Raw genomic sequence first — 17,618 nt, forward strand, 5'->3', positions numbered from 1 at the left:
CTATCAGGTTAACAATAATTAAACAAACTTAACATCGTAAAAACAATAACTTAGTTGACATAACCTTGGTGCGGGGGGGAGTATCTGTGTGTAAGCATTTTGTGATGCTGATGGGGCACAAAATAAATAAATGGTTGCGGTCTGTGGATGCCAGCCCCGGGTAATACAGGCACGAAGGGAGAATATTATAATGGCTATGGAATCATCTGTATCCAAGGCAGTACGCCAGGGATTACTCGCCACTACTCTGGGCTCTATCGCACTGGTTGGTACCAATGTTGCTGTTGCGGAAGAAGCGAACGACGATGTTGAACGCATTGCGGTAACCGGTTCCCGTATCAAGCAAGTTGATATCGAAACCTCCTCTCCGGTGACCGTGATCACCGCAGCTGACATTCAGCTGTCCGGTGAGGCCACTGTTGCTGACGTACTGAACAACAGCTCTGTAAACAGCTTCGGTTCCTGGCGTGGTATGTCCGGTTACGGTTCCGGCGGTTCAGCGTCCAGCAGCGTAAACATGCGTGGTCTGGGTTCCGACTACACCCTGGTACTGCTGGATGGTCGTCGTATGCCGGGCACCAGCTCCAGCTCCGGCGCCTCTGCGGATACTTCCCGTATCCCCATGGCCATCGTAGAGCGCATTGAGATCCTGCGTGACGGTGCCTCAGCGGTATACGGTTCTGACGCAGTAGCCGGTGTAATCAACATCATCACCAAGAAAGACTACGAAGGTCTGAACTTTACCTTTGACACTGAACAGCCTGATGTAGAAGGCGGCGAACTGAACCGTTTCACCGTGACTTCTGGCTACACCAGCGACAAGGGCAATATCACCCTGACCTACGAGTACTACGACAGCAAAGCGGTATTCGATCGTGACGTGTGGAAACTCGACGATCCGACCTATGGCGATTACTCGTCTTACAGTGCCGTTCCCAATGCCAAGTATGAAACCGGTGAGTTTGTTAAGAACGATGATGGCAGCCTGAAGCTGGATGCCGATGGCAACCCCATCCCGGTTTACGCCTGGTACTCCAATGCTGAGTTGTGTGGTGAGATCGATAACACCCTGCCTGGCTCTGCTGACCGCTGTTTCTACAGCTATGGTGAAGTAACCAAGCTGTTTGGTGATAAGACTCAGAACTCCATCCTGTCCAACTTCAACTACGAGATCACCGACGACATTCAGTTCCGTGGTCGCGCAAGTGCCGCATTCAGTAAAACGGACTCCCGTTTTGCAGGTACTCCGGTATCCACCAACGTACCGACCATGTCTGCCGACAACCCGATGAACCCGGTTGGCCAGGAGATCGCAGAAGTTCGTATGCGCTCCGTCCAGATCGGTGATCGCGATAACCGCACTGAAGTTTCCAGCTTTGACTTCCTTGGTGGACTGGTAGGTTATGTTGATATCGGCAATGGTCTGGACTGGGAAATTAATGCTCAGCACAGCACCTCCACCACCAACTCCTTTAACTACAACCTGGTGAATGACGACATCGTACAAAGCCTGATCGATTCTGGTGATTACGACATCTTCAACACTTCTGGCATGAGTGGCGCTGAGTGGGATGCCATGATGACCGATTTCTACGGTCAGGCAGCTCACACCGGTCTGTACCAGGGTGAGTTCACCTCTACTCAATTTGATGGCTTGGTTTCCACCACTCTGTTTGACAACGGCAGTGTAACTGTTGCCGGTGTTGTGGGTGCCGAGTACGAGATGATCGAGTTCATTCAGAAGTCCGATCCGCAGTCCGCCTCCGGTAAAGTATCCGGTGGTTCCGGCGGTGATGACGTAAACGCTGACCGTGACCGTACCTCCGTATTCATGGAGCTGCAGGCCACTCTGCCCTTTAACCTGGATGTGAATGCTGCACTGCGTTACGACGAGTACGATCAGAGCGGTGACGTTGGTGGCAATGTAGTAAGTGGTAAGTTCGACAAGGTAAACCCGATGGTGGGCCTGGCCTGGCGTCCGGTTGACCCGCTGTTGCTGCGTGCCAGCTGGGGTCAGTCCTTCCGTGCGCCCAATATGGGCGAGATGTTCTCTACTCAATCTCTGAGCTTCGAGAAAGCACTGGACATCAGCTGGTGTGAAGAGAACCCGGGCCTGGACGACAACTACTGCCGTCCGGAACAGCAGCACAAAGCGTGGTTTGGTGGTAACCCGGATCTGCAGCCGGAAGAGGGTGAATCCCTGACTGCTGGTCTGGTTTGGAACATCACTGACTCTCTGGCCTTTGAAGCGTCCTACTACGACATCACTCTGGAAAACCGTATCTCTTCTCTGAGTATTGAGCGCATCCTGAAGGATGAGTTGGATAACGGCGGTTCTGACCTGGTTGTACGTAAACCCGATGGCAAAATCGATGTGATTTACAGCTTTGACCAGAACATGGCAAGCCTGGACACTTCCGGTTTTGACTTCAAAGCGTCCTACGCGCTGGAAACTGGCTTTGGTGACATTGGTCTGAGCGGTGAACTGTCCTACGTTCGCGAGTTCGTATACCTGACCGCAGAGGGTGAAGATCCTTTCGATTACGCGGGTCTGCAGGGCTATCCGGAATTGAAGGGTAACCTGAACCTGAACTGGGCCTACAACGGTTGGGGCGCTGCTTGGGCGACCTACTACACTGGCCCGCAGGATTCCGGTAACGAAGAGTACGGCGTTACTTACTATGCCGATATTCCGAGCTACGTGAAGCACAACGTACAGGTCTCCTATGCCCACAACTGGAACGGCAAAGTGACCCTGGGTCTGAACAACGTGTTTGATAAGGAAGCACCTGGCATCTACGACGGCTTTGTTGCTTACCGTGACGTAGATACTGGTCTGTACGACGTACTGGGTCGTACCCTGTTCTTCAAGATTGAACAGTCCTTCTAAACCGTAACCTCCAATCAGTCTGAATAAGCCCCGCTCTCCCTGGCGGGGCTTTTTTTATGCCTCTCTGTGTGATCCAACTCTCAATCTTTGCACCGTTTCACCGGTCAGCTGCATCTATTGGCGGCATGAAGCTGCTAGGCTATTTTCTTTAGCCTTCTCAAATGACAGGGGAAACTCTATGAAACCCATTGCTCTGGCTTCCGTGGCGCTGGTGCTGGCCGGCTGTGCCGCGACCGAGAAGAGCCCGTCCCCTTATGAGGGACAGTGGCAGATTGGTCGTATCAATGGCGAAGCGGTGATGACCGGTCCGCAGCAGGCGAAACCGATGCTGACCATTCAGGAAGAGCGCCTGAACACCAACTTTGGCTGTAACCAGATCAACGGCAACTGGCCGCAAGAGGGCGAACCTTTCGGTCCCCAGATGAGCACCCGAATGGCCTGCCCGCCGCCGGTTGCTGAGATGGAGCAGCAGTACAACCAGGCGATGACGGGTGCCAACGGCTATCGCATTGAGCATGGTCGACTGCAGATCCTGGCAGGCGATGATGTGGTGCTGGAAGCTTTCCGCGCGGTTCCTGCCAATCAATACGCCGCCTGGAGTGGCACCTGGTCACTGGACAAACTGGCGGGTGTTGAGAGCATCCAGGGTTTGTACGATGGTCGTTCTCCATACCTGGTACTGGATATGGACGAGGGCCGCGCCAACGGTAACAGCGGCTGCAACCAATTCTTCGCGTCCGTGACCCCGGCGGGCGATGCACTGTGGCTGCAGCAGGCGGGCATGACTCTGGTGGCTTGCCCGGATAACTTGGCCCGTCAGGAGCAGAAGATGATGAACCACTTTGCTGAAGCGGACCGTACCGTTGAACAGGACGGCAAACTGCAGTGGTGGAAAGGGGATACTCTGCTGATGGAGTTCTCCCGTCAGCCTCAGTAATGACGGACTTGTAACGAAAAACGCCCCGACTCTCGGGGCGTTTTTTTTAAGCGGCGTTCAGCAGTGCGATGATCTCATCACTGCGCTGCAACTGGCGCAGTTCCCGGAACAGCGTATTGGCCTCCGGGTAGGCCTGTCGCAGATAGCCAAACCACTGCTTGATGCGGTTGGGGAAGTAACGCTCCTTGTCACCGCTGATCTCCAGGGTCACATACTCTGCTAACACGTCACGAATCGCTTCCCAGCTCAACGGGTCAGCATTGTGTTTAACCACGGCGGCTAGGTTGGGGCGGGATAGGGCGCCGCGACCAATCATCAGATCCCGACAACCTGAGGCCTGCTGACAGCGCTGACCATCCGCGAAACTGTTGATCTCGCCATTGGCAATGACCGGAATGTTCAGGGCGTCGACGACCGGTGCGATGGCGTCCCACTTAATCGCTTCTGCACGGTATCCGTCCGCTTTGGTCCGGGCATGGATGGCCAGCTCATTGGCGCCAGCGGATTCGATCGCCTGGGCGATCTCCAGCGTCTGGCTGCTGCACTCCCACCCCAGTCGGATCTTGGCACTGAGTACCTGGTCAGCCGGTACCGCTTGTCGCATCGCTGACACGATGCGGTGGATCAGCTCCGGCTCTTTAAGCAGCACCGCGCCCCCCTTGGAGCGGTTAACGGTTTTGGCCGGGCAACCGAAATTGATGTCGACACCGGGACTGCCAAGCTCAATGGCGCGAGCGGCGTTGTGACCAAGCCAATCGGGATCCTGTCCTAATAACTGGACGCGCACCGGCGTACCGTTACGGGTTTTTCCGCCCTGTTTGAGCTCGGGGGCCAGCCGGTAGAACACCTTATCGGAGATAGGTTGATTCACGACACGGACAAACTCCGTGACGCAAAGGTCATAAGGGTTCAGCTCACTCAGAAGCTGCCGCATCCGATGGTCAAGCACGCCCTCCATCGGTGCCAGGATCACTCTCATTAGGTGCTGTTGCTCCGGTTCAGTTTAGGGGGCGAAAGTGTACTCCCCGCCGCTTCCCTACACCAGTTTGCTGATGAAAAAAAGCCCAAAACGGTGGCGAGTGAAAAAAATGTTGTTATTGTGTGAAAGCGAGATCCCAGTTGCTGGGTCTTCTTTGCTGAGCCAGGGTCGTAGGGCCGCTGGAAATGAGTAATGGTTTCAACCAATTAAAGGAACTTACGATGAAGACTGTAAAGAAAACTACCGTTGCTGCGGCACTGGGCGCCCTGGTTGTAGGTGGAGCGATGGCGGCGGGCACCGCTCAGGCAAGCCCCTTTGGTATTGATGATCTGGCCATGGGTTACCAGATTACCGGCGACAAAGGCACTGAAGGTAAGTGCGGCGAAGGTAAGTGTGGCGAAGGGAAAGGCAAGGAAGGCAAGTGCGGCGAAGGCAAATGCGGCGGCGAAGCCAAAGGGAAAGAGGGCAAATGCGGCGAAGGTAAGTGCGGCGAAGGCAAGTGCGGTGGTGAAGCCAAAGGGAAAGAAGGCAAGTGCGGCGAAGGCAAATGCGGCGGCGAAGCCAAAGGGAAAGAGGGCAAGTGCGGTGAAGGTAAGTGTGGCGGTAACAGCTAACCTGCACTGAGTCGTATTTGGAAGGCTGGCTTCGGCCAGCCTTTTTGATGGTTTCCAAGGAGGTATAGGAATGGAAGCGATATCGGGCGTTGGGCTGGGATTGCGACGAGAGATGGTGACCTCTTTTTGTGAAGAGGGGATCCCCAAAGGCATCGACTTTATGGAGGTGGCACCGGAAAACTGGATGCGGGTGAACCCTCGACTGAAGCGCCAGTTTCGAGAGCTGACGGAACGGTGCCCCTTCGTCGGTCATGGCCTCTCGCTGTCCATAGGTGCGCCAGCGCCGCTGGATCTCGATTTTGTCCGCCAACTGAAAACCTTTCTTGATGAGCATCAGATCGGCATCTATTCCGAGCACCTCTCCTACTGTTCTGGAAATGCCCACCTCTATGACCTGATGCCAATCCCCTTTACCGAGGAGGCGGTGCGTCATGTTGCAGAGCGGGTGCAGGTGGTGCAGTCGATTCTGGAGCGGCCCCTGGTGTTGGAAAATGTCTCCTACTATGCGGCGCCCGGATCCGAGATGGACGAACTGACCTTTGTCAATGCGGTGCTGGAGGAGGCGGACTGTGAACTGCTGCTGGATGTGAACAACATCTACGTGAACAGCGTCAATCATCGGTATGACGCGACGCAATTTCTTCGGGGCCTGCCTACCAAGCGCATCCGGTATCTCCATATTGCCGGGCACTATCAGGAAGCGCCGGACCTGATTGTGGACACCCATGGCGCCGAAGTGATTGATCCGGTCTGGCAACTGCTGGAAGAGGCCTATCGTACCCATGGCGTTCATCCCACCTTGCTGGAGCGGGACTTTAACCTGCCTCCCATGGCGGAACTGCTCAGTGAACTCGACATTATTGCGGCCCACCAGAGGGTGGCCACCGAACAGAGGGCCAGCGCATGAGCGACTTCACCCAACTGCAGCAAACCTTTATCGATTACATTCGCTCTCCGTCACCGGGTAAACCACCCCCGGGTACGGATGCGCGTCATATGGCGGTGTACCGGGAGCTGTTTTTCAACAACGTCAGTGGGTTTGTCGGCAACGCCTTCCCGGTGCTGCAGAGCCTTCATAGCGAAACACGCTGGACAGAACGGTTGCGTGACTTCTTTGCTCACCATGACTGCCACAGTCCCCTTTTTGTGGATATTGCCCGCTCATTTCTGGAGTACCTGGAGGGGCTGGACAGTCCGGACTTTCCTTTTGAGTCAGAACTGGCCCAGTACGAATACCTTGAGTTGTGGGTGGACACTCAGGAACCGGTTACGGATCAACCGGTGCTGGCGGACATCTCCTCAGACACCCCCCTTGTCCGTTATCGGGCCAGCGCGCTGGGCACCTACGACTATCCGGTCCAGCATGTGCGAGCGGATGCGCCCTGGCCGGAAGCTCAACCCACCTTTCTGGTGGTGTACCGGGAGGGGGAATCGGCGATCAGCTTCAGTCAGCTTAATCCCATGACCATGCAGCTGTTACTGCTGATTGATGAGCAGCCTGGTGTGACGCCAGCGGCGTTGATCGAAGCGCTGGTCCCTTTGCTGCCACAGCTGGCACATCAGGTTCTGGTGGATGGGGTAAACGGCGTGCTGATGGAGCTGGCCGAGCGGGGGATTGTGCGCCAGTACAAAAAATAAGCCGCATCTTTTCTGGGTGTTTGTGTGAGCTGTGTCACGGTAGAATGGCCGCGCCAATCAACCTGGGAGTATGTTTGTCGTGGCTGATAATAACTTTAAAGAACCCTTCAACCTGCTGCACTTTCTCGGCCTGATGGCGGTGCTGATGATCCCCACGCTGCCCGCTACGCTGACCTGGTTCAAACTGCTGACGCAGTAAATCGCAGAGTTGTCGCAGGGCGGCAGCCGGTCCGGTGACCCCGCCCTGTGATCCATCGCAACCCTTTCTCATTTCAATTTCGGTTACACTCCTGTGACGATGTCGCCTGGGAGCGTATTGAGCCTGTGCAGGCCCAATGGTCAGAAGTCGGGGCATCCGGGTATGGTTGCATCGACCCGCCAAGCTGCTTAAGCTAGGCCCCATTACCGCTCCGGGAGCGCAGTCCAGGAAGGCCAGAAAGCCTACTGGGCTTTTTTATGGCGTGGCACAGGCCACCGAATAGAGCCGATAACTGCAATGAACCAAGCATCACTGGCGCTGATCAAAGACAGCATCAAAACCATTCCCGATTACCCGAAGCCGGGTATCCTGTTCCGCGATGTGACCTCCCTGCTGGAGGACGCAGAAGCGTTCCGTCTGTGCATCGATGTGCTGGCTGAGCATTACCAGGGCCAGGGCTTTACCAAAATCGTGGGCACTGAAGCTCGGGGCTTCCTGTTCGGTGCGCCGTTGGCTCATCAGCTGGGCCTGGGTTTTGTACCGGTGCGCAAGCCGGGCAAACTGCCCCGCGAAACCGTTGCCGAGTCCTATGAGCTGGAATACGGTCAGGACACACTGGAGATTCACATCGACGCCATTGTGCCCGGGGATAAAGTCCTGGTGATTGATGACCTGCTGGCCACCGGCGGCACCATCGACGCGACCGTCAAACTGATTCGACGCCTGGGTGGCGAGGCCACCGATGCGGCGTTCGTTATCAACCTGCCGGATCTGGGCGGTGAAGCCCGTCTGAAGGCCCTCGGCCTGAATGTCGTCACCCTGTGTGAGTTCGAAGGCGAATAATTCCGCGAACAGCGCAGTAATAAAGCCGGGCTTAAGCCCGGCTTTTCGCTCTTTAACGGGGCTGTGTTAGCATCGTTTTTTAACCTCGTCGTCCCGCTTTCAAGGAACACCATGTCATATCAGGTACTGGCGCGAAAATGGCGCCCGGCCAGTTTTGATCAAGTGGTCGGTCAGGAGCATGTGCTCAAGGCCCTCACTCACGCCCTGGAGCAGAACCGTCTGCACCATGCCTACCTGTTTACCGGTACCCGGGGTGTGGGGAAAACCTCCATTGCCCGATTGCTGGCCAAGGGCCTGAACTGCGAAACCGGGATCACCGCAACCCCTTGTGGTCAGTGCAACAACTGCCGAGAGATCAGTGAAGGCCGGTTTGTGGATCTGCTTGAGATCGACGCGGCCTCCCGTACCAAGGTGGATGACACCCGGGAGATCCTGGACAACGTCCAGTACCAGCCGGTGCGTGGGCGCTTTAAGGTCTATCTGATCGACGAAGTGCACATGCTTTCCCGCCACAGCTTTAACGCCCTGTTGAAGACGCTGGAGGAGCCGCCTCCGCATGTGAAGTTCCTGCTTGCCACCACGGACCCGCAGAAGTTGCCGGTTACCGTGTTGTCCCGCTGTCTTCAGTTCAACCTGAAAAGTGTGCCGGTGGGGCGGATCAGCGCTCACCTGGCCAAAGTGCTGGACGCGGACCAGGTGCCCTATGAGCCGGCTGCGCTGGACCTGTTGGCCCAGGCGGCGGATGGCAGTGTCCGTGATGGCATGAGCCTGACCGATCAGGCCATTGCCCATGGCGGTGGCCAGCTTGGGCTGGCGTCGGTGCAGGCGATGCTGGGCACACTGGACAACAGCTACGCCCTGCGCCTGTTGAAAGGGCTGTCTCAGGGTGAGGTCCAGGCGCTGATGGGTGTGCTGGACGAAGTGGAAGCGTTTGCGCCGGACCACGATGACCTGCTTAAGCAGATGTCCGCCATGCTGCATCAGGTGGCGCTGTGCCAGTTTAATGTTCGTGCCGCAGACCTGAGCGATCAGGGCGGTGAAGTGCAGGCACTGGCTCAGGCATTGGATCGTGAACAGGTTCAGCTCTGGTACCAGATGTTGACTCAGGGGCGTCAGGACCTGGCGCTGGCACCGGACCCGAGAAGCGGCTTTGAGATGGTGCTGCTGCGGGCCCTGGCGTTTGCGCCGCTGAGTCCCGCTCCACCGATGGCGGCACCTCAACCTCAGTTGGGCGCCGTGAGCGCACCGGCTACCGTCGTTTCTGAATCGGCTCCGAAGGCGGCTCCAGTTCAGCCTGCGCCAACTGCCAGCGTGGCCACTCCGACCGAGGCAACCAAGCCAGAGGTGACCAAGCCCGAGGCGGTCGTTGAACCGGCGGTGTCAGCTGATGCCTCCGCTGTGGACGAGTCGGACGAGGACGAGCAGGCGCTGGCGGATGAACAGAACGTGATTCTGGCCCAGGCCGAAGGTGCCCGTGTTGGTGACACATCGGCAGCAGCGGCACCAGCCCCGAGAGTGGATACCTCAGCCGACGCGCAAGCGATGGCGGCAGAGCAGGCGATGATTCTGGCTCAGGCCGATTCGCAGCGTGGTGATGAGGCCGTGGAAACCCCAGCGTCAGCCGTCGAAGATGAGGATGACGAATACCGCTCGATGATGGACTCCTACGCGGCGTTTGCGGCGCAGTCGGAGGGAGCAACGGACGTCGAGCACGCCCCAATGGGTGAGCCATCGCCTCAGCTTGTTGCGGACGCCGGGATCCAGGGGTTGCTGGAGCAGGCACTCTCCAACCATCGAAATCTGCAAACACGCCTGGACGCAGCCCAGGAGGGGGAGGTCGACCCAAAGCCGGAAACGGTGTCCCAGAAGGGCACCGCGATGCCGACGGAGCGCCCTCAACCTCAAGCTGAGTCTTCTGGGGCAGCGACAGAGGCCCCGCAGCAGGAAACGCCTCCGCCTTCACCGGCGCAAACGACAGCCGTCGCACCGGCAGTCGCTGAGCCTCAGGTGGATGATGATCCGCCGCCCTGGGTGGTGGACGACGCTCCCCGGGTCAGCGGTCCGGCTCAGAAGCCGACAGAGATTGAACCGACGGCTCCGGCAGTGCCCGTAGCCGAAGTGATGAAGCCGGCTGCTGCGCCAGTGGCTGAGGCCGTTAAGCCAGTTACTGTTCCGCAAATGCAGGCGGCTACGGCACCGGCGTCGCAGGCCTCTGGCGTTGTGTTGGCGCCGAAGCGTGCCGTGGCAAGCAACGAAACGGACGCGTTCTGGTACCAGACCATGGCGCAACTGGGCATCGGCGCCCGGCCACGCCAACTGGCCATCAACTCCGTTATGGAGCGGGATGGCAACACCGTCCAACTGCACCTTCGCAGTGAGCAGCGACACCTCAACAGCGAGTCGGTGATCGCTCCACTGAAGGAGAGCATGGAGCGGGCCTGGGGTGAGTCGATTGAGCTGAAAATTGTGGAAGATCCACTGCCGGGCCGCGAGACGCCGCTGGAGATCCGACGCCGTCTGCACCAGGAGCGACTGGTTCAGGCGCGTGACGATCTCCTGCAGGATCCGGTGGTGCAGTGGCTACAATCGGAATTTGATGCCCGTTTGATCGAAGAGTCGGTCAGTTATCAAAACCCGGGCTAAGCCCTTGTCCGGGACCACGGTTGCGGTAACATGTGCAGCCATTTGTGACACTTATCCAGTTGAGAGAGACCGAGATATGTTTGGTAAAGGCGGTATGGGTAACCTGATGAAGCAGGCGCAGAAGATGCAAGAGCGCATGCAGCAGGCACAAGAAGAGATCGCAACCATGGAAGTGACCGGCGAAGCCGGCGCTGGCATGGTGAAGATCACCATGAACGGTGCGCACAATGTGCGTCGTGTGGAGATCGACGAGAGCCTGATGGAAGACGACAAAGAGATGCTGGAAGACCTCATTGCCGCCGCCATCAACGACGCTGCCCGCCGGGTGGAAGAGGGTCAGAAGGCCAAGATGGCTGAAGTCACTGGTGGCATGCAGTTGCCGCCGGGTATGAAACTGCCTTTCTAATGAAGTTCAGCCCTCGCGTTGACGAACTGATTAAGGCCCTGCAGTGCCTGCCTGGGGTGGGGCCTCGCTCCGCCCAGCGCATGACCTTCCAACTGCTTGAGCGGGACCGGGTTGCCGGTAGCCGTCTCGGCGAAGCCTTAAGTCGGGCCATGAGCGAAGTGGGGCACTGTCAGGACTGCCGGACCTTTACCGAGCAGACCCGCTGCCCCATCTGCGACAACCCCCGTCGTGCCGAAAAGGGGCAACTCTGCATCGTGGAGTCCCCGGCTGATCTGCTGGCCATCGAGTCCTCCGGTCAGTTTGATGGCCGCTACTTCGTTTTGATGGGTCACCTGTCCCCGCTGGATGGCATCGGCCCGGATGAGATCGGTCTGGACGTGCTCGACCAGATGCTGGCAGACGGTGAGTGGAAGGAGGTTATCCTGGCCACCAACCCGACCGTCGAGGGGGACGCCACGGCTCAGTACATCGCCGACATGGCCCGACAAAGGGCCATCCGCGTCAGCCGCATCGCCCACGGCGTGCCGGTAGGTGGGGAGCTGGGCTACGTGGATGGCACCACGTTAGCGCTCTCATTCAGTGGTCGGCGCGATATCTAAGCGAATGAAAAAAGGCACATTTCTGTGCCTTTTTACTTTTCCATAACTTATCCACAGATAATTCCCAGCCTTATCCATTGTCGCTGTTCGGCGATGGCGATAATGTGACCGCTCTTTGGCGAAAAAAAGACCGGGTTCGGCGGTGTCGGCAGTAACCGAGTCAAGCTGTTTCACTTTCCAGAATAGGGAGCGTGCGATGGGCGACGAGTGGTTAGGGCAGATCATTGAAGGCGCGTACGACGCGGCGGTGGAGGGAGGCTGGTACGACTGGCTCAACACCCTGCGGCGTGCACTGGGAGGGGCAGGGGCCGTATTGGCGATGCTGCCCCGGCGTTCGGCAGCGCATCGTACGCTGCCCATTGCTTGTGGGGATCCGGGACTCTCAACGGATCGGGTCCAGTTTTACCTGAGCCAGCGCGGCGCGGATCCCTGGTACCGTCATGCCCGGCGTTGTCGGAACCAGGTGGTGCAGTTGGATGAGCAACTTCGGCGCCATCGTCAGGAATCCACCCTGGCGGAGCTGTTTCATGTCCTGGATTGTCATTACAGCGTCGGTTCGATCCTGAGCACGGATCACGGCCATCATCTGTTGGGCTTGTACCGGTGTCAGGGTCAGAGCGACTTCTGTGCTCAGCAGCTTCTAGCGATAGAGCAGATCACCCGTCATCTTCGTCAGGCCATGGCTCTGACTCCCTTTCTCCATGAGCGCATCGGTGCCCGCCTCGATGCCTGTCAGTTGAACAGCCAAAGCACGCCCCAGGCTGTGGTTCGTGCCAACGGCACGTTGGCTTATGCTAATGCCGCCATGGAAAACTACCTGTGTGATGCCCGCACCCCCCTTCGTTTCAAGCGAGGGCGCCTGGGTGCGCGTCAGCCGTTGTTGCAAAGAATGCTGGAGCGGACACAGGCCATGGCGTGCCAGGGAAACCTACCTGATCGTCTCGGCAGTCGGCTTCCGCTCGGCCCGGACCAGGTCACCATCACCCCCACTCCCGACAGCGTACTGTCCGGTTCCGCTCTGTGGCAAATACAACCAGCCAAAGCGGAAATTACCCCCACCCTCTTGAAAAGCGAATGGTTGGCCCCATGTTGAGGACATCGAGGTAAATTCGTGATTTTCAGGAGAGATGCATGTCCGCGCAGACCGAGACTCATGGCTTTCAAACCGAAGTTTCCCAACTGCTGAAACTGGTGACCCACTCCCTTTACTCCAACAAGGAGATCTTTCTGAGGGAGTTGGTGTCCAACGCCGCGGACGCCGCTGATAAGCTGCGTTACAAGGCTCTGGAAAACGCTGACCTGTATGAGGGGGACGGCCAGTTGCGCGTCCGCCTGGTGGTGGATAAGGATGCCGGTACCCTCAGCGTGATCGACAACGGCATCGGTATGACCCGGGACGAGGTGATCGAGCACCTGGGTACCATCGCCAAATCCGGTACTGCCGACTTTTTTTCCCAGCTGTCCGGTGATGCAGCCAAAGACTCTCAGCTGATTGGTCAGTTTGGGGTGGGGTTCTATTCCGCCTTTATCGTTGCGGACCGTGTGACGGTGCGCAGCCGGGCTGCTGGCCATGGCCCCGATGCGGGCGTTGAGTGGATCTCCGCTGGCGAAGGCGATTTCACCGTCACCAATATCGACAAGCCCCAGCGAGGCACCGAGATCATTCTGCATCTGCGGGACGAGGATAACGAGTTCCTGGATGAGTGGCGCCTGAAGCAGATCATCACCAAGTACTCCGATCACATCTCCATCCCCGTTGAGATGTGGGAGGAGGGTACCCCTGAGCGTGAAGAGGATGGGGAAACCATTGCGGCCACCGAAGGGCAGTGGAACGCCATCAACAAAGCCACCGCCCTGTGGACCCTGGCCAAGTCCGAGATCTCTGACGACGAATACAAGGCGTTCTACAAGCATGTTGCGCATGATTGGGACGACCCGCTGATCTGGGCGCACAACAAGGTCGAGGGCAAGCAGGAGTACACCAGCCTGCTTTACATCCCCTCCAGTGCGCCGTTTGACCTCTGGAATCGAGACAACCAGCACGGCCTGAAGCTCTATGTGCAGCGCGTGTTCATCATGGATGAGGCCAAACAGTTCCTGCCTCAGTACCTGCGCTTTGTGAAGGGCCTGGTGGACTCTAACGACTTGCCGCTGAACGTGTCCCGCGAAATTCTGCAGGATTCCAAGGTAACCCAGTCCCTGCGCACCGCGTTGACCAAGCGGGCTTTGGGCATGCTGAGCAAGCTGGCCAAAGATGAGGAGGCCTACCAAACCTTCTGGAACCAGTTTGGCACCGTCCTCAAAGAGGGCCCTGCAGAGGACATGGGGAACAAAGAGGCCATTGCCAAACTGCTGCGCTTTGCATCGACCCACACTGATGAAGCGGCAGCCACCGTCAGCCTCGAGCAGTATGTTGAGCGGATGAAAGCCGGTCAGGACAAGATCTACTACATCGTGGCCGACAGCTTTAACGCCGCGAAAAACAGCCCTCACCTGGAGCTGCTGCGTAAAAAGGGCATTGAGGTATTGCTGCTGTCCGAGCGCATTGACGAGTGGTTGATGAGCCATCTGACCGAGTTTGACGGCAAGCCGCTGGTCTCCGTGACCCGCGGTGATCTGGGTCTGGATGACCTCTCCGATGAGGAGAAGGCGGAGCAGGAGAAGCAGGAAGAAGCCTCCAAGCCACTGCTTGAGCGCTTTGAGTCCAGCCTCGGTGAGAAGGTGAAAGCGGTGAAGGTGTCCCACCGTCTTACCGACACTCCGGCCTGCATCGTGGCGGACGAGCACGATATGTCCAGCCAGATGATCAAGCTGATGCAGGCGGCCGGCCAGCCGGTACCGGAAGTGAAGCCGGTATTTGAGCTGAACCTGGAGCATCCGCTGGTGATGAAGCTGGCGGATGAGCAGGACGATGCGCGTTTCGACAGCTGGGCCCAGCTGCTCCTTTCTCAGGCCACTCTGGCGGAGCGGGGCAGTCTGGAAGACCCGTCCGAGTTTGTCAGCCAGCTTAACGCCCTTTGGCTGGAACTCAGCCGCTAAACTACCCATATCGCCCCAGCCCCGCTTTGGCGGGGCTGTCTGTTTACGAGAACGCCATGCAAGAACTTATCTTTGACGTCAACGCCCAGAACATTCAGCAACTGGTTGAGGCCTCCATGACCCGCCCGTTGGTGCTGAACTTCTTCTCACCTCAGGCACCCGAGTGTCAGAGCGTCTCCCAGGTTCTGGTCGGGGAAGCCCAGCGTCGCGCTGGCCAGTTTGTATTAGGTAACGTGAATTGCGATACCGAGATGGATCTGGCCCAGTATTTCCGCATTCAGGCGCTGCCGACAGTGCTGATCCTGGTGAAAGGCCAGCCGGTGGATGGGTTTGCTGGCCCGCAGCCCCCGGAGATGATCGCCCAGGTGTTGCAGAAGCACCTGCCTGCGGCCTGGGAACTGAAACTCCAGGAAGCGGCTCCGCTGCTGGAAAGCAAAGCCTACGACCAGGCGTTGCCTATCCTGCGCGACGCGCTGGCTGAGGAGGCCAATGCGGCCACCCGGCTGGCACTGGCGGAGGCTCTGTTGGGACTGAAGCGTGCCGAGGAGGTGGAGCCTCTGCTGGCGGAAGTGGGGCTGGCGGATCAGGACAGCCGTTATCAGAGCCTGAAAGCCCAGTTGCAACTGCTAAAAGAGTCGGCGGATACGCCTGAGATTCGGGCACTGCAGGCCCAGTTGGAGGCGGAGCCGGACAACCAGGGGCTGGTGGTCGAGCTGGCGGTGCAGTTGCACCAGGCGGGTCGTAATGAGGAGGCGCTGGACAGCCTGTTTGGTTTGCTGCGCCAGCAGATGGATGCGGCCAATGGTGATGCCCGCTCCACCTTCCTCGATATCGTCAATGCGTTGGGCTCAGCGGACCCGGTTGCCAGCAGCTATCGACGCCGATTCTATGGGCTTCTTTACTAAATTCGAGGTAATCGTCGGATTTTCCACCAAAGCCTAACGGGCCGCCTCTTCACATGGGTGGCCGGGTATGACAAGATCCCGTCATTTCCACGAATCTACCGATTTTCACAGAGGACAGTCGCATGCGCATTATTCTGTTGGGCGCCCCCGGTGCCGGTAAAGGCACTCAGGCCCAGTTCATCATGGAGAAATACGGGATCCCGCAAATCTCCACTGGTGACATGCTGCGTGCCGCCATCAAAGCCGGATCCCCGATGGGTCTGGAAGCCAAAAAAGTGATGGATGCCGGCCAGTTGGTGTCCGACGACATCATCATTGGTCTGGTTAAGGAGCGCATCGCCCAGGAAGACTGCAAAGGCGGTTTCCTGCTGGACGGTTTCCCGCGCACCATTCCCCAAGCCGATGCGATGACCGAAAACGGCATCGACGTTGACCACGTGATCGAGTTCGACGTACCGGACGAAGAGATCGTTAAGCGCATGAGCGGTCGCCGCGTACACCCGGGCTCCGGCCGTGTTTACCACGTGGTGTTCAATCCGCCGAAGGTGGAAGACAAGGACGACGTGACCGGTGAAGAACTGGTTATTCGTGCCGACGATGAAGAAACCACCGTTCGTAAGCGTCTGGCGGTTTACCACGAGCAGACCAAGCCGCTGGTGGACTACTACTCCACTGCTGCAGAGCGTGGTGCCAACCAGTACCACAAGCTGGATGGTACTCAGGCCGTTGATGCGGTATCTGAGCAGATCGGCAAACTGCTGGGCTGATTTCTGAGCAGTGTGAAAAAGGCTTCCTTCGGGAAGCCTTTTTTGTGATCGGGTCAACCGTTAAATCCGTGAGAGGCTCACTGTTTTGTTGCGTGATCTGATGCTAGTCTTGCTGCGTATTCACGGACAAACAACAGCTTAGATAACGACATGGACCAATCCCAATTTGGTGTGCTGCTGGTTAACCTCGGCACCCCCTGCAAACCAACCCCCCACTGCGTTCGCTGTTTCCTGAAACAGTTTCTGAGTGACCAACGGGTGGTGGATCTGCCCCGCTGGCAGTGGTGGCCCATTCTGAATGGCATCATTCTTAACACCCGTCCCAAGCGCGTCGCCAAGGCCTACCAGTCGATCTGGAGTGAAGGCGGCTCACCGCTCAAGGTGATCTCCGAAGCGCAGCGAGACGCGCTGGAAGCCCAGTTGGGCGTGCCGGTGGCTCTGGGCATGACCTACTGCCGTCCCTCCATTCGAGAAGGGTTGGATGCGCTGGAAGCCAAGGGCGTGGACAAGGTAGTGGTGCTGCCGCTGTTTCCCCAGTACTCCTGCTCCACCACAGGTGCTGTGGTGGACGCCATTGGCAACGCGGTGAAGCTGAAGCGCTCCATGCCGGAACTGCGCATTGTGCGGGATTATCATGATCACCCAGCCTACATCCGTGCGCTGGCGGACAGTGTCAAAGCGCACTGGGCGGAACACCCTCGCGGAGACAAGCTGTTGGTCTCCTTCCACGGTGTACCGGAACGCTTCATTACCGAAGGAGATCTCTACCGGGAGCACTGTGAGCGCACCGCCGCCAAGCTGGCGGAAGCTCTGGAATTGAATGAATCCCAGTGGCAGATCTGCTTCCAGTCTCGTTTTGGCAAGGAGCCGTGGTTGCAGCCCTATACCGATGAGACCCTGGAAGCGCTGCCGAAGCAGGGCGTCAAGGCGGTGGACATTATCTCCCCGGCGTTCTCAGTGGATTGCCTTGAGACCCTGGAAGAGCTGGCCATCGAAGGTAAAAGCGAGTTTCTGGAAGCGGGCGGTGAGCGCTACGAGTTCATCCCCTGCCTCAATGCTCAGGAAGACCACATCGCCATGATGGTTGAGCTGGTAAAGCAGCACAGTCAGGGCTGGTAAACCCAAACGAAAAAGAAAACCGGCCCAAGGGCCGGTTTTT

The 17,618-nt window shown here is 57.9% G+C and carries 15 protein-coding genes; 14 read left to right on the plus strand and 1 reads right to left on the minus strand.

Translation table 11 applies throughout. The features are described from left to right. Positions 1 to 190: 190 nt before the first annotated feature. Both KUV52_RS09560 and KUV52_RS09565 read left to right on the plus strand, forming a co-directional pair. On the plus strand, positions 191 to 2,890 hold the full coding sequence (locus KUV52_RS09560; protein ID WP_222525712.1) for a TonB-dependent receptor: 2,700 nt from the start codon (positions 191 to 193) through the stop codon (positions 2,888 to 2,890). A gap of 178 nt (positions 2,891 to 3,068) precedes the next feature. Further along, a complete protein-coding gene (locus KUV52_RS09565) occupies positions 3,069 to 3,827 on the plus strand; it encodes an META domain-containing protein (protein ID WP_222525713.1) in 759 nt (252 codons plus the stop codon). Between the two features lie 46 nt (positions 3,828 to 3,873). Here KUV52_RS09565 and dusC read toward each other — a convergent pair whose 3' ends face one another. After that, positions 3,874 to 4,806 carry a tRNA dihydrouridine(16) synthase DusC gene (gene dusC, locus KUV52_RS09570; RefSeq protein WP_222525714.1) on the minus strand — a complete coding sequence of 311 codons (933 nt, stop codon included), beginning with the start codon at positions 4,804 to 4,806 and terminating at the stop codon, positions 3,874 to 3,876. A gap of 221 nt (positions 4,807 to 5,027) precedes the next feature. Between dusC and KUV52_RS09575 the strand changes: the two genes are divergently transcribed. The 12 genes from KUV52_RS09575 (at position 5,028) to hemH (ending at position 17,578) form a co-directional block, all read left to right on the plus strand. Next, a complete protein-coding gene (locus KUV52_RS09575; RefSeq protein WP_222525715.1) occupies positions 5,028 to 5,420 on the plus strand; it encodes a hypothetical protein in 393 nt (130 codons plus the stop codon). Positions 5,421 to 5,490: 70 nt separating this feature from the next. Beyond that, positions 5,491 to 6,327, plus strand: a complete 837-nt coding sequence (locus KUV52_RS09580) for a DUF692 domain-containing protein (RefSeq protein ID WP_222525716.1) — start codon at positions 5,491 to 5,493, stop codon at positions 6,325 to 6,327. Next, positions 6,324 to 7,058: a DUF2063 domain-containing protein gene (locus KUV52_RS09585; RefSeq protein ID WP_222525717.1), complete on the plus strand. Its 735-nt coding sequence runs from the start codon at positions 6,324 to 6,326 to the stop codon at positions 7,056 to 7,058. Before KUV52_RS09580 ends, KUV52_RS09585 begins: the two co-directional genes overlap by 4 nt. Before the next feature lie 496 nt (positions 7,059 to 7,554). Then, positions 7,555 to 8,100, plus strand: a complete 546-nt coding sequence (gene apt / locus KUV52_RS09590) for an adenine phosphoribosyltransferase (protein WP_222525718.1) — start codon at positions 7,555 to 7,557, stop codon at positions 8,098 to 8,100. Positions 8,101 to 8,211: 111 nt separating this feature from the next. Then, positions 8,212 to 10,743: a DNA polymerase III subunit gamma/tau gene (dnaX, locus tag KUV52_RS09595; RefSeq protein ID WP_222525719.1), complete on the plus strand. Its 2,532-nt coding sequence runs from the start codon at positions 8,212 to 8,214 to the stop codon at positions 10,741 to 10,743. Between the two features lie 76 nt (positions 10,744 to 10,819). Then, the gene (locus KUV52_RS09600) at positions 10,820 to 11,149 is read left to right on the plus strand and encodes a YbaB/EbfC family nucleoid-associated protein (RefSeq protein ID WP_222525720.1); all 330 of its coding nucleotides are present in this window, start codon (positions 10,820 to 10,822) and stop codon (positions 11,147 to 11,149) included. Then, entirely contained in the window at positions 11,149 to 11,748 is a 600-nt protein-coding gene (recR, locus tag KUV52_RS09605; RefSeq protein ID WP_222525721.1) for a recombination mediator RecR, read from the plus strand. The genes KUV52_RS09600 and recR overlap by 1 nt, the downstream gene beginning before the upstream one ends. 196 nt (positions 11,749 to 11,944) lie before the next feature. Next, positions 11,945 to 12,841: a hypothetical protein gene (locus KUV52_RS09610; RefSeq protein ID WP_222525722.1), complete on the plus strand. Its 897-nt coding sequence runs from the start codon at positions 11,945 to 11,947 to the stop codon at positions 12,839 to 12,841. Between the two features lie 38 nt (positions 12,842 to 12,879). Next, complete coding sequence (gene htpG, locus KUV52_RS09615; RefSeq protein WP_222525723.1) at positions 12,880 to 14,787, plus strand: molecular chaperone HtpG; 1,908 nt, start codon at positions 12,880 to 12,882, stop codon at positions 14,785 to 14,787. A gap of 56 nt (positions 14,788 to 14,843) precedes the next feature. After that, positions 14,844 to 15,692, plus strand: a complete 849-nt coding sequence (locus KUV52_RS09620; RefSeq protein WP_222525724.1) for a tetratricopeptide repeat protein — start codon at positions 14,844 to 14,846, stop codon at positions 15,690 to 15,692. A gap of 122 nt (positions 15,693 to 15,814) precedes the next feature. Further along, entirely contained in the window at positions 15,815 to 16,459 is a 645-nt protein-coding gene (gene adk, locus KUV52_RS09625; protein WP_222525725.1) for an adenylate kinase, read from the plus strand. Between the two features lie 150 nt (positions 16,460 to 16,609). Next, entirely contained in the window at positions 16,610 to 17,578 is a 969-nt protein-coding gene (gene hemH / locus KUV52_RS09630) for a ferrochelatase (protein WP_222525726.1), read from the plus strand. Positions 17,579 to 17,618: the final 40 nt, after the last annotated feature.

Source organism: Ferrimonas balearica (genome assembly GCF_019802055.1).
Taxonomy (GTDB): Bacteria; Pseudomonadota; Gammaproteobacteria; order Enterobacterales; family Shewanellaceae; genus Ferrimonas; species Ferrimonas balearica_A.

Excerpts from the sequence above, each read along its gene's own strand:
- KUV52_RS09560 (WP_222525712.1), top strand. The coding sequence starts at position 191 with ATGGCTATGGAATCATCTGTATCCAAGGCAGTACGCCAGGGATTACTC.
- KUV52_RS09565 (WP_222525713.1), top strand. The coding sequence starts at position 3,069 with ATGAAACCCATTGCTCTGGCTTCCGTGGCGCTGGTGCTGGCCGGCTGT.
- dusC (WP_222525714.1), bottom strand. The coding sequence starts at position 4,806 with ATGAGAGTGATCCTGGCACCGATGGAGGGCGTGCTTGACCATCGGATG.
- KUV52_RS09575 (WP_222525715.1), top strand. The coding sequence starts at position 5,028 with ATGAAGACTGTAAAGAAAACTACCGTTGCTGCGGCACTGGGCGCCCTG.
- KUV52_RS09580 (WP_222525716.1), top strand. The coding sequence starts at position 5,491 with ATGGAAGCGATATCGGGCGTTGGGCTGGGATTGCGACGAGAGATGGTG.
- KUV52_RS09585 (WP_222525717.1), top strand. The coding sequence starts at position 6,324 with ATGAGCGACTTCACCCAACTGCAGCAAACCTTTATCGATTACATTCGC.
- apt (WP_222525718.1), top strand. The coding sequence starts at position 7,555 with ATGAACCAAGCATCACTGGCGCTGATCAAAGACAGCATCAAAACCATT.
- dnaX (WP_222525719.1), top strand. The coding sequence starts at position 8,212 with ATGTCATATCAGGTACTGGCGCGAAAATGGCGCCCGGCCAGTTTTGAT.
- KUV52_RS09600 (WP_222525720.1), top strand. The coding sequence starts at position 10,820 with ATGTTTGGTAAAGGCGGTATGGGTAACCTGATGAAGCAGGCGCAGAAG.
- recR (WP_222525721.1), top strand. The coding sequence starts at position 11,149 with ATGAAGTTCAGCCCTCGCGTTGACGAACTGATTAAGGCCCTGCAGTGC.
- KUV52_RS09610 (WP_222525722.1), top strand. The coding sequence starts at position 11,945 with ATGGGCGACGAGTGGTTAGGGCAGATCATTGAAGGCGCGTACGACGCG.
- htpG (WP_222525723.1), top strand. The coding sequence starts at position 12,880 with ATGTCCGCGCAGACCGAGACTCATGGCTTTCAAACCGAAGTTTCCCAA.
- KUV52_RS09620 (WP_222525724.1), top strand. The coding sequence starts at position 14,844 with ATGCAAGAACTTATCTTTGACGTCAACGCCCAGAACATTCAGCAACTG.
- adk (WP_222525725.1), top strand. The coding sequence starts at position 15,815 with ATGCGCATTATTCTGTTGGGCGCCCCCGGTGCCGGTAAAGGCACTCAG.
- hemH (WP_222525726.1), top strand. The coding sequence starts at position 16,610 with ATGGACCAATCCCAATTTGGTGTGCTGCTGGTTAACCTCGGCACCCCC.